This is a genomic window from Noviherbaspirillum soli, from assembly GCF_015352955.1.
Taxonomy (GTDB): Bacteria; Pseudomonadota; Gammaproteobacteria; order Burkholderiales; family Burkholderiaceae_D; genus Noviherbaspirillum_A; species Noviherbaspirillum_A soli.
The window spans coordinates 78,998-91,273 of the sequence record NZ_JACYOX010000018.1; the positions used below are offsets into that span (position 1 = coordinate 78,998).

At 66.5% G+C, this 12,276-nt stretch carries 9 protein-coding genes; 7 read left to right on the top strand and 2 right to left on the bottom strand.

From position 1 onward, the window contains the following. The first annotated feature begins 167 nt into the window (after positions 1-167). From IGW04_RS14375 to IGW04_RS14395, 5 genes are all read left to right on the top strand, one after another. A complete protein-coding gene (locus IGW04_RS14375) occupies positions 168-3,302 on the top strand; it encodes an Rne/Rng family ribonuclease (RefSeq protein WP_194713765.1) in 3,135 nt (1,044 codons plus the stop codon). Positions 3,303-3,481: 179 nt separating this feature from the next. Beyond that, positions 3,482-4,819: a chromate efflux transporter gene (gene chrA / locus IGW04_RS14380; RefSeq protein ID WP_194713766.1), complete on the top strand. Its 1,338-nt coding sequence runs from the start codon at positions 3,482-3,484 to the stop codon at positions 4,817-4,819. 68 nt (positions 4,820-4,887) lie between these two features. Further along, positions 4,888-6,006: a GTP 3',8-cyclase MoaA gene (gene moaA / locus IGW04_RS14385; RefSeq protein ID WP_194713767.1), complete on the top strand. Its 1,119-nt coding sequence runs from the start codon at positions 4,888-4,890 to the stop codon at positions 6,004-6,006. 3 nt (positions 6,007-6,009) lie between these two features. After that, complete coding sequence (moeA, locus tag IGW04_RS14390) at positions 6,010-7,329, top strand: molybdopterin molybdotransferase MoeA (protein ID WP_323744860.1); 1,320 nt, start codon at positions 6,010-6,012, stop codon at positions 7,327-7,329. Positions 7,330-7,372: 43 nt separating this feature from the next. Then, a complete protein-coding gene (locus tag IGW04_RS14395; RefSeq protein WP_194713768.1) occupies positions 7,373-7,738 on the top strand; it encodes a hypothetical protein in 366 nt (121 codons plus the stop codon). A 226-nt stretch (positions 7,739-7,964) separates the two neighbouring features. Here the strand turns inward: IGW04_RS14395 and IGW04_RS14400 are convergent, their stop codons facing one another. Next, the gene (locus tag IGW04_RS14400; RefSeq protein WP_194713769.1) at positions 7,965-8,513 is read right to left on the bottom strand and encodes a DUF3455 domain-containing protein; all 549 of its coding nucleotides are present in this window, start codon (positions 8,511-8,513) and stop codon (positions 7,965-7,967) included. An 89-nt stretch (positions 8,514-8,602) separates the two neighbouring features. Continuing rightward, positions 8,603-10,000: a methyl-accepting chemotaxis protein gene (locus IGW04_RS26130; RefSeq protein WP_323744861.1), complete on the bottom strand. Its 1,398-nt coding sequence runs from the start codon at positions 9,998-10,000 to the stop codon at positions 8,603-8,605. Positions 10,001-10,158: 158 nt separating this feature from the next. Here IGW04_RS26130 and IGW04_RS14410 point away from each other — a divergent pair, with 158 nt between their 5' ends. Further along, on the top strand, positions 10,159-11,001 hold the full coding sequence (locus IGW04_RS14410; RefSeq protein ID WP_194713771.1) for an AraC family transcriptional regulator: 843 nt from the start codon (positions 10,159-10,161) through the stop codon (positions 10,999-11,001). Positions 11,002-11,071: 70 nt separating this feature from the next. Further along, positions 11,072-12,262 carry a polyhydroxyalkanoate depolymerase gene (phaZ, locus tag IGW04_RS14415; protein ID WP_194713772.1) on the top strand — a complete coding sequence of 397 codons (1,191 nt, stop codon included), beginning with the start codon at positions 11,072-11,074 and terminating at the stop codon, positions 12,260-12,262. Positions 12,263-12,276 lie beyond the last annotated feature (14 nt).

Genomic DNA, 12,276 nt, shown 5'->3' on the forward strand with positions numbered 1-12,276 from the left:
GGAAGTACGGCGAGGATGCATGATGCAGTGCCGACGGCAATGCAGCCGGCTTCGTGAGGCCAGTCAGACCAGAGACGCTCCAGCATGCGCCCCATAAATGCCAGCCGCATACGGCGACACGGGTTGCCAGCGGCATTGAAGATGACCTGAAGGTCACGGAGTGAATCATGAAACGCATGCTATTTAACGCCACGCAGCAGGAAGAACTGCGCGTGGCGATTGTCGATGGGCAAAAGCTCATCGACATCGACATCGAAACCAGCGGACGCGAGCAACGCAAGTCCAACATCTACAAAGGCGTCATCACCCGCATCGAACCCTCCCTCGAAGCCTGTTTCGTCAACTACGGCGAAGAGCGTCATGGCTTCCTTCCCTTCAAGGAAGTTGCCCGCAGTTATTTCAAGGAAGGCGTGGACGTGCGCACCGCCAGCATTCGCGATGCCTTGCGCGAGGGCCAGGAAATCGTGGTGCAGGTGGAAAAGGAAGAGCGCGGCAACAAGGGCGCGGCGCTGACCTCCTTCATTTCGCTGGCTGGCCGCTATCTGGTGCTGATGCCCAACAATCCGCGCGGCGGCGGCGTGTCGCGCCGGGTGGAAGGCGAAGACCGCCAGGAACTGCGCGAGACCATGGACAAGCTGGACCTGCCCAGCGGCATGTCGGTCATTGCCCGCACCGCCGGCATCGGCCGCAACGTCGATGAACTGCAGTGGGACCTGAACTACCTGATGCAACTCTGGCGAGCCATCGAGGGCGCCGGACAGTCCGCTTCCGGCGCTTTCCTGATCTACCAGGAATCCTCGCTGGTGATCCGCGCGATCCGCGACTACTTCCAGCCCGACATCGGTGAAATCCTGATCGACACCGACGACATCTACGACCAGGCCCAGCAGTTCATGAGCCATGTGATGCCGGACATGGTGCACCGGGTCAAGCGCTACCGCGACGATGTGCCGCTGTTCTCGCGCTTCCAGATCGAACACCAGATCGAAACCGCCTATTCCCGCACCGTGCCGCTGCCATCGGGCGGCGCCATCGTGATCGACCATACCGAAGCGCTGGTATCGGTCGACGTCAACTCCGCCCGCGCCACCCGCGGCAGCGACATCGAGACCACCGCGCTCAATACCAACCTCGAAGCGGCCGATGAAGTGGCCCGCCAGTTGCGCCTGCGCGACCTCGGCGGCCTGATCGTGATCGACTTCATCGACATGGAAAACTCGAAGAACCAGCGTGAAGTCGAGACCCGGCTGAAGGATGCGCTGCACTTCGACCGCGCCCGCGTGCAGATGGGCAAGATTTCCCGTTTCGGCCTGATGGAGCTGTCGCGCCAGCGCCTGCGTCCCTCGCTGTCCGAAGGCAGCCATGTGACCTGCCCGCGCTGCAACGGCACCGGCCATATCCGCGATACCGAGTCGTCCGCCCTGCAGGTGCTGCGCATCATCCAGGAAGAGGCGATGAAGGAAAACTCGGCCGCGATCCATGTGCAGGCGCCGGTCGATGTCGCCGCTTTCCTGTTGAATGAAAAGCGCGGCGAGATCCTGAAGATCGAGACCCGGCACCGCGTCAGCGTGATCCTGATCCCGAACAAGCATCTGGAAACGCCGCACTACAAGCTGGAACGCCTGAAGCATGACGATCCGCGCCTGGAAGACATGCAGGCCAGCTACAGCATGGCCGACGCGGCGGAAACCGACATCGGCTACGACAAGCGGCAGAAGGAAGAAGCAAAGCCGCGCCAGGAGGCGATGGTCAAGAGCATCACGCCGGACCAGCCGGCGCCTATCGTCGAACGCAAGGCGCCCGAACCGGCGCCGGTTCCAGTGGCGCCTGCGCCCCAGGTCGAGGAAGGCTTCCTGAGCCGACTTTTCGGCCTGTTCCGCAAGAAGCCAGTGGCCCCGGCCCCGGTCCCGGCGCCAGTCGCCGCGGCCAAGCCGGAAGTGGCGCGCGAGCGTGCCGAGCGCAACCAGCGCGGCAATGGCCAGCGTGGCCGTGCCCGTGGCGGACGCGGTGGCCGTGATCGCGATGAGCGCGACACCGGCAAGGTCGAAGGCCGTGAAGACGTGCTGGCCAAGCCAGCCGCCGGCGCCACGCCGGCAGCGGCGCCGGCCGGCCAGTCCGTGCGCCCGCCGCGTCCTCCGCGCGAGGCCAGGGAACCGCGTGAAAACGCCGAGGGTCGTCGCGAGCCGCGTGAGGCCCGCGAGCCCAGGGAACCGCGCGAGGCTGGCGAAGGCAAGCGGGAGCGCGCACCGCGCGCACCGCGCGAGGAGCGCAAGCCAGTCGCACCCGTGGCGGCAGCCAGCGAGGAAGCATTGCCACTGACCGCGGCGGCAGTCGCGCCGGAGATTCCGCCGGCTGCGATTGCGGCGCTGGCGGCCGAGACCGGCGCCGAGCAGGAAGGCCTGGAAAACCAGATGACCGAGAGCGGCGAGGAAGGCGATGACCAGCCGCGTCGCCGTCGCCGTCGTGGCGGCCGCAACCGCAATCGCCGTGAACGTGAAAATGGCGAGATCGGCGAAAACGGCGAGGAACTGGAAGCAGGCGCCGCCATCGCCGGCGAAGCCGCCGCGATTGCTGAAGAGCAGGCTGCCAGCCAGGCAGCCCCGGACGACGCCGTGCTCGCGGTAAGCACGGTGGACGAGACTGTCAGCCATACCACGGTGGAAGTGGTGCCCGCTGAAGCGAGCGCCCAGCCGGAGCAGGCAGCGCCTGTCGCCGCCGAAACGGCGCCGGCCACGCCGGCGGAGACCAGCGAAGCCGTGGCCGAAACCGAGGCGAACGCAATCGCGCCCGCAGCGGTGGATGCCGAGGCGGCCACGCTGGCCGAAGCGGCGCCAGCGCAGCCGGAAGCGCCTGCGGCCATCGAGCCGGCAGCGCACGGCGCGGTGGAAACCGAAGCTGCGCCGGCAACGGCCGAACAGCAGTCCCCGCTTGCGCAGCAAGCCGAGACGGTTGAAGCCCATCCGGTCGAACAGGCAGAAAGCGCACCGGTCGCCGATGTGCAGCCGGCAGCAGCGCCGGTCGCAGCGGAAGCGGCGGAAGCTCCGCCTGCGCCTGTTGCCGCCCAGCCGCAGCCGGTCGCCAGCGTGGCTCCCGCCAAGGCGGGCGCAGGCATGCCGCTGCAGGAGCTCGATGCCATGCTCAGCGCCGCTGGCCTGACCCTGGCAAGCACCGACCCGGACAAGCTGCGTGCGGCCCAGGAAGCGGCAGCCCGCGTCCAGCCGGCGCCGCGCGTGCCGCGCGAACGCAAGCCGCTGCCTCCGGTGTCGAACGAGCCGCTGATCCAGGTAGAAACCAATCGCTGACCCCCTTGCCTGCCGCGCCCGACGGGCGCGGCAGGCAGCCGGTGCAGCGTACGGCCCGGACTGGAAAACGCTGCGGGTCATGCGCACCAAACCGGTCCGGGCTGGCATTCGACAGCGGTGGAACACAACCCAAGGGAGCTTTTGCTCCCTTTTTTCTGCGCCGTGAAAGGCAAGGACAGATGGACAAGACAACTGCGCCGCCTCCGGTGGGCTTCGCTGAAGCATTCGCCTACTGGCTCAAGCTGGGCTTCATCAGCTTTGGCGGCCCGGCCGGGCAGATTGCACTGATGCACACCGAACTGGTGGAACGACGGCGCTGGATTTCCGAGCAGCGCTTCCTGCATGCGCTCAACTACTGCATGCTGCTGCCGGGACCGGAAGCCACCCAGCTGGCGATCTACATCGGCTGGCTGATGCATCGCACCTGGGGCGGCATCATCGCCGGGGTGCTGTTCGTGCTGCCTTCGCTGTTGATCCTGATTCTGCTGTCATGGATTTACCTGGCCTTTGGCAATCTGCCGGTGGTGGCCGGCGTGCTGTATGGCATCAAGCCGGCGGTGGTGGCGATCGTGCTCGCCGCCGCGTGGCGCATCGGCAGCCGGTCCCTGAAGAATGGCTGGCTGGTCGGCATCGCAGTGGCTGCCCTGGTGGCCATCGCGGTGCTGCGCCTGCCCTTTCCGGTCATCGTGCTTTCGGCGGCGCTGGCAGGCATGGTCGGCGGCCGGGTGCTGCCGGCAAAGTTCCAGCCTGGCGGCGGGCATGGCTCGGGTGCTCAGGCCAGCTACGGGCCGGCAATCATCGACGATACGACGCCGCCGCCGGCACATGCGCGCTACAGCGGCCCGCATCTGGCAAAGCTGCTTGCGGCCGGCATCGGCATCGGCATCCTGGCCTGGCTTGCGCTGGCGCTGCTGTACGGCCGCCAGGCGCCGCTGGCCCAGATGGGCTGGTTCTTCACCAAGGCCGCGATGCTGACCTTCGGCGGCGCCTATGCGGTGCTGCCTTATGTCTACCAGGGCGGCGTGGAAACCTATCACTGGCTGACCGCGACGCAAATGATCGATGGCCTGGCGCTGGGTGAGACCACGCCCGGTCCGCTGATCATGATCGTTGCCTTCGTCGGCTTCGTCGGTGGCTGGACCAAGGCGCTGTTCGGCCCGGAACACCTGCTGCTGGCCGGCGCCGCGGCGGCCTGCGTGACGACCTTCTTCACCTTCCTGCCTTCCTTCATCTTCATCCTGGCCGGCGGGCCGCTGGTGGAATCGACGCGCGGCGACATCCGCCTCACCGCGCCGCTGACCGCAATTTCTGCCGCCGTGGTCGGCGTGGTGATCAGCCTGGCGCTGTTCTTCGCCTGGCATGTATTCCGGCTCGACCTGCCGCCGCTGCGCTGGGACTGGGCGGCAATCGCAATCAGCGCGCTTGCCCTGCTGGCGCTGGTGCGGTACAAGGCCGATACCATCAAGCTGATCCTTGCATGTGCGGTAGCAGGCCTCGTGGTATCGTACCTGCGTTAAGGGTCGGGCCATACGACCGGCCGCCCATGTCAATAGAGTGCAACCGAGCTGAACCTGAACCGCCTGCCATGTCATCCAGAATCATTCCCGTCGCCGACTACCGCAGCCTGCCATCGGCGCCGCGCATCCCCGCCAGCCTGGAGCAGCCCAGCGGCCTGCTGAGCGACAGCCTGGCGCGTCCGCTGCGCGACCTGCGCATCTCGGTCACCGATCGCTGCAACTTCCGCTGCGTCTACTGCATGCCCAAGGAAGTGTTCGACAAGGACTACGCCTTCCTGCCGCACAGCGCGCTGCTGTCCTTCGAGGAGATCACCCGGGTGGCCAGCCTGTTCGTCGCCCACGGCGTGGAAAAGATCAGGCTGACCGGCGGCGAACCGCTGCTGCGCAAGAACCTGGAAAACCTGGTGGCCATGCTGCGCGCGCTGAAGACGCCTGACGGCCGCGAACTCGACCTGACCCTGACCACCAACGGCTCGCTGCTGGCGCGCAAGGCGCAGGCACTGAAGGATGCCGGGCTGAACCGGGTCACGGTATCGCTCGACGCGCTCGACGATGCCGTGTTCCGGCGCATGAACGATGTCGATTTCTCGGTCTCGGACGTGCTGCACGGCATCGAGGCGGCCCATCGTGTCGGGCTTGGCCCGGTCAAGGTCAACATGGTGGTCAAGGGCGGCATGAACGACCAGGAAATCGTGCCGATGGCGCGCCACTTCAAGGGCAGTCCGACCATACTGCGCTTCATCGAATACATGGACGTGGGCGCCTCCAACGGCTGGAAGATGGACGAAGTGATTCCCTCGGCCGAGGTGGTGCGCCGCATTTCCGAAGTGATGCCGCTGCAGCCGGTCGACCCGAACTACAGCGGCGAGACGGCGGCGCGCTGGCGCTATGCGGACGGCGGCGGCGAGGTGGGCATGATCTCCAGCGTGACCCAGGCCTTCTGCCATGACTGCACGCGGGCCCGGCTGTCGACCGAGGGCAAGCTCTATACCTGCCTGTTCGCCACCAGCGGCCACGACCTGCGCGCCCTGCTGCGCGCCGGGCACAGCGACCAGGAGATCTCCAGCGCGGTGGCGCAGGTCTGGCGCGCCCGCGGCGACCGTTACTCCGAGCTGCGCACCGGCAGCACCGAAGGGCTGGCGCAAGGCCAGCGCAAGAAAGTTGAAATGTCCTATATAGGCGGATAAAAAGTGTCGATCAACCAAACACCACCCCCTGATCACTCTACCCACCCTACCCTCGACCAGGTCGTCAGCTGCCTGTCCGGCTATGATCCCGATGCCCTGCCGGTGGCGCAGGCCCAGCAGATCATCCGCAGTTTCGTGCTGCCGCTGCATGCGGTCGAGAAGGTCGCCATCCGCAGCGCCCTCGACCGGGTGCTGGCGGCCGACATCGTCTCGCCGATCAATGTGCCGGCCCATGACAATTCCGCGATGGATGGCTATGCCTTCGCCAGCGCCGAGCTGGCGGGCGACGCGCCGCTGTCGCTCAGGGTGGTGGGCACCTCCTATGCCGGCCGCGCCCACGACGGCCCGGTCGGTCCGGGCGAATGCGTGCGCATCATGACCGGCGCGGTGATGCCCGAGGGTTGCGACACCGTGGTGCCGCAGGAATTCACCAGCCAGTCCGACACCGCCAGCGTGATGCTGCCGCCCAATGTGGTGCGCGCGGGGGACAACCGCCGGCTGGCCGGGGAAGATTTGACGGCCGGCCAGCCCGCGCTGGCAAAAGGCAAGATCCTGCGGCCGGCCGACCTAGGCCTGCTGGCCTCGCTCGGCGTGGCCGAGGTGCCGGTGCAGCGCCGGCTGCGGGTCGCCTTCTTTTCCACCGGCGATGAATTGCGCTCGATCGGCGAGCCGCTCGACGAAGGCTGCGTCTACGACAGCAACCGCTATACGCTCTACGGCATGCTCAAGCGCCTGGGCTGCGACATCATCGACATGGGCGTGGTGGCCGACGATCCGGCCGCGCTGGAAGCCGCATTCCGCTCGGCCTGCGAGAATGCCGACGCCATCATCACCTCCGGCGGCGTGTCGGTCGGCGCGGCCGACTACACCAAGCAGATGATGGCCCAGCTGGGCGATGTGACCTTCTGGAAGATCGGCATGCGTCCCGGCCGGCCGATGGCCTTCGGGAAGATCCATTCCGCCGGGCACAGCGCCTATCTGTTCGGCCTGCCCGGCAATCCGGTGGCGGTGATGGTGACCTTCTACTTCTTTGCGCGCGAGGCGCTGCTCCACATGATGGGCGCGCAGGTGCCGCCGCTGCCGCTGTTCGCGGTCCGCTCGCAGGGTGCGATCCGCAAGAAGCCGGGCCGTACCGAATACCAGCGCGGCATCCTGTCGGTGGCTGCCGATGGCAGCCGCGAGGTGCGCATCACCGGCGCCCAGGGCTCCGGCATCCTGCGTTCGATGTCCGAGGCCAACTGCATGGTGGTGCTGGGCCATGAACAGGGCAATGTGCAGGCGGGCGACATGGTCGAGGTGCTGCCGTTCGAGGGACTGCTGTAGGCGGCCGGAACCTTATGCCGGTTGGCGGCTCAGAATTGGCATGATGAAAAAAATCCTGCCGGCCCTGCTGTGGGCAGGCTTCTGCACCGCCGCATTGGCACAGGCCGATGCGTCTGCTCAGCCGGATCAGTCCAGTCAGTTGAATCAGCCTGATGCCGAGCGGGCCGTCCCCGCGCCGCAAAACCGGCACCAGGCCGACGAACGTGAACGGCAAGGCAGCTTCCCAAGGTTGCCGCCACCGTCGCCTGAACGGGCTGAAACAGGCGCAATCAATCCCGCCACCGGGCAATACTATCCCCCTGCCGGCAATGGCGACGTGATCAACCCGGCAACCGGCGAACGCTACCTCGGCATTCCGGGCGGCTATGTCAACCCCAACACCGGCGAACTGATGCCGCGTATCAGGTAATCGTCCTCCGGGGCAAAACCCGCTTGCCCTTATACGATAAACCTCATACTTTCCAGCTGACTTATTTGTGCGATATCAAGACATTCGTTCGTCAATAATTCGCCATTCAGGCGTATATTGAAGGCGTCGATTGAAATCGACATCCGTTTTTAGGCATCGTGCCTAAATCCCCTGCGACCCGCTCCAGCCTTGGCTGCGCGGGTCGCATCACATTGGGCAACTGGAATCAGGCTGGCTTGTAGAACACGTAATCCGCCTGGTACTTCACGGTTTTCTTCATGCCGGCCATGGCTTCGCCGCAGGCATCCATGGGCGCGACGCCCCCCATGGTGTTAAGGCGCTGGATATAGCTCACGCCGCTCATGGCGCCATTGCCGGTTGCGGGGCCGGCCTGCACCAGTTGCAGCGGGATCGCGCCGGCATTCGGCGACGGCGCCACCGCCAGCTGCTTTCCGCCGACCTTGCTGCCGTCGGCCGCTTCCCAGGTCGGGCCGCCGTAGTACTTGCCGACCATCTTCCGGTTCATGTCGTAGAGCATCGCATCCGGGCCGGTGAAGACCCATTCCCACTGGCCGGGCATGCCAGCCCTGGCCCGGCATTCATAGGTCAGCTCGCCCATGCCGGTCGTCATCATCGCCACCTTGTGGCCGGCCGGAACGGTGACCGCTGCGGGCGCGACAGGCGTTTTCATGTCGCTCATCATTGCCGGGGTGGAACAGGCGGCAAGCGTCCATGCCGCCATGCCTGCCGCTGCCGCTTTCAATGCGTGTTTCATTCATGCCTCCGTGGAAAAAAGGGAAATTGCGCAACTGCCCTCTTTCTACGGCGCGCCGGGCGAAACGGATTCAAACCGTCATCAATCTTTCATGCCAGACGGAAGGCGGCCACCGCCTGGCCCAGCAGTTGCACCTGCTGCTGCATGCTGGCCGCGGCCGCCTCGGCCTGCTGCACCAGTGCGGCATTGTCGCGGGTGCCGCGGTCCATCTCGGCGATGGCGTCATTGACGCCGGCAATACCGGTGGCCTGTCCATGGCTGGCGGCCACGATGCGGGCCATGATGGCGGCCACTTCCTGCACCGCCCTGACGATGTCCTCCATGGTGCGCCCGGCCTGCCCGGCGAGGGTGTCGCCGGCATCGACCGCGGCGACCGAATCGTGAATCAGGGTTGCGATTTCGCGGGCGGCGGCGGCCGAGCGCTGCGCCAGGCCGCGCACTTCCGAGGCCACCACCGCGAAGCCGCGGCCCTGCTCTCCGGCTCGGGCTGCTTCCACCGCCGCGTTCAGCGCCAGGATGTTGGTCTGGAAGGCAATGCCGTCGATTACGGCGATGATGTCGACGATGCGCCGCGAACGGGCGCGGATTGCTTCCATCGAATCGATCATCTGCTCCACCACCCGGCCGCCACGCTCTGCCACATCGGCGGCGCCGGCGGCCAGGTTGCTGGCCTGGCGGGCGTCGGCATCGTTGTCCTTCACGGCCACGGTCAGCTGCGCCATCGCCTCCGCTGTCTGGCGCAGCCCGTCGGACTGGCTGCCAGTGCGGCGCGACAGGTCGGCATTGCCATTGGCAATCGCATGCGAGGCTTGGGCAATCGCCTCGGTGCCGGCATGCACGACCGCCACGGCATCGCGCAGCGTGGTCATCATGCCTTCCAGCACCCGTCCGCCGTCGCTCAGCGCGGCGGTGGGTGTCGCCGCCAGGGTGATACGGCCGTCGCCGGAGGCATTGACCTGATCCAGCCGCGCGTTCAATTCCACCGCCTGTACCGCTTCACGATTGAGCAGCAGCGACAGATAGGACAGCACCACCGTCTCGGCCACGACATAGGCGGCATGCGCAAGCACCCGACCCAGGCCGGTTTCGGTAAAGCAAAGCACGCCAAAGCCCCACTCCTGCAGGTAGTTGAAGCTCAGGTGATGCACGGCAATGACCGCGGCGCCGACCACGATCACCGACCAGTCGCGGTAGCAGAGGAGAAAGGCCAGCAGCACGAAGATGCCGAAATGGAGCTCGGCCGTGCCGGCGGACTGGTGGATATGCAGGGCTGAAAATACCATCAGCGCCGTCGCCACCGCATACCGGCTGGCGCGGGAGCCGGGCACCAGAAGGATGGCGGCGGTGGGGCCGATCGCGGCCGGCAGTCCGATCGCCAGCGCCCAGCCCAGCGTATCGTGCCAGGCTGCCAGTGCCAGCGCCATGACGAACATGGCCCAGATCACGGGCAGCATCAGACGGTCAGCCTGGCTGTATATCTTGCGCATCCGTAATGCCTGTTCATTCATGAATGAAATGTCCTTCAGATAGATTAAATTTCCTTGAAGAAATGCCGAAAACAGGGTTGGAGGATAGCGGACAAGTCTCGACGCGCCATATCCTCCCATCCCGAATTCATACTCTTTCGTCTCAGCACACAGCCATCATGGACAGACTTTCCGAATTCCTGGACAGAAATGTGTTCAACGCAACCGTTTTCTTCGACGGCCAGTTCTGCGGCGACAATCATTTCTCCGGCGCCAGCGCTCTGGGGCAGTTGCACGTGGTGCGCAGCGGCAAGGTGGTGGTGCATCATCGGGACCGGCCATCTCTCCATATCGATGAACCGGCCGTGCTGTTCTATCCGCGCGGACTGCAACATCATCTGGTGGTGCCGCCGGGGAGCGAGGTCAACCTGGTTTGCGCCAACCTGGCCCTTGAAAGCGAGGAGGCCCATGCGCCAACGCTGATGCTTCCGGACTGCCTGCATGTCCGCCTGGCCGACGCGCCCCTGCTGCACTGCACCCTGGAGCTGCTGGACAGTGAGGCGCGGGGCCAGCTCGGCGGCCGCCGGCTGATGCTGAACCGGCTGTGCGAAGTGCTGGTGGTGCAGCTGCTGCGGCATGCCCATTCGACAGGACAGCTCGAGCAGGATGCGCTGGCTGGCCTGTCCGACCCCGGCCTGGCGCGCGTGCTGGAAGCAGTGCAGCGCCAGCCGGCGCAGCCATGGCCTCTGGATGCGCTGGCGCGGATGGCTGGCATGTCGCGCAGCAAGTTCGCCAGCCATTTCCACAAGCAGGTCGGCATGCCGCCGGCGGAATACATCGCGCAACGCCGCATGAAACTGGCGCGGCAGCTGCTGCGCCAGCGCCTGCCGGTGGAGCAGGTGGCGATCCGGGTCGGCTACCAGACCCAGCCGGCCTTTTCCCGCGCTTTCATTACCCGGTTCGGCGTCTCGCCTTCGGCATGGATGCGTTCCAGACCGGATCAGCCAGGCATCGCGGCATAGGAGAATCGCCGGGACCGGAACCCAATCGCATGCAGCCGGTCAGTACTGTTCCCCCCTTGAGGAGCAATGCATGCCCTATCAGACCGAGCAGCCTGGAACCGGCCAGACAGCATTGAACTGGCTGACGCATCCGCCGGGACTGCGAACGCTCGCGGCGCTGCTGGAAACCACCTGCGGCGAGACGCTGCGGCAGCCACGGCCGCAATTCGGCCTGGCCGGCCTCAGCCTGGAAACGCCAGGCGGCAGCGTCACGGTGCAGGAAGAACTGGTGCTCGAGGCACCGTTCGGGCGGCTGCTGCGCTTTGGCGCCGGCACGCCGGACGCACCGCCGCTGCTGCTGGTGGCGCCGATGTCAGGGCATGCCGCCGCGCAGTTGCGCGACACCGTGCTGGGCCTGCTGCCGGACTATCAGGTGCATGTGACCGACTGGGCCGACGCCCGCGACGTGCCGCTGTCGGCCGGCGGCTTCGGCCTGGACGACTACATCGACTATGTGCTGCGCTTCATGCGCGCCATCGGGCCTGGCGCGCACATGGTGGCGATCTGCCAGTCCTGCGTGCCGGCGCTGGCGGCGGCGGCCCTGCTGGCCGAAGACAGCGATCCGGGCCAGCCGCGCAGTCTGACGCTGATGGCAGGCCCGGTCGACGCCAGCATCCATCCCAGTCCGGTGAACCGCTTCGCCACCGGAGCGCCGCTGGCCTGGTTCGAGGAAGAGCTGATCAGCGTCGTACCGGCGTCGCTGCCGGGCGCCGGCCGCCGCGTCTATGGCGGCGCCATGCAACTGGTGGCATCGGTCGGCATGGAACAGCGGCGGCGCCTGGCATCGGTCGCCGCCGGTCTTGGCGATCCGCTGGTCTTCTGGCGGGCGATGCTGGACCTGGGCAGCGCCATGCCGCCGCAACAGCCGGTGCTGGACCTGGCCGCCGAATTCTATCTGGACAATCTCCACGAGGTTTTCCAACGCTGCGCGCTGGCCCGAGGCATGTTGCGGCATCGCGGCCGCCCGGTGCGACCGGAAAGCATACGCCACGGCACGCTGCTGACGGTGGAAGCGGCTTCGGACGAGATCTGCGGCGCCGGCCAGACCCGGGCCGCGCATGCGCTGTGCACCGGCCTGCCGGCGGCGGCCAGGCGGCATCTCGACGTCGAGGGCGCCACCCACCGGGATGTTTTTTCCGGGCCGCACTGGCGCGAGCAGGTACTGCCCGAGCTGCGCCGCATGCTGGCCTGCCCTCCCGAAGCGCGCCGGATGGCCGTGTAGCGCCGGCGGCGCGC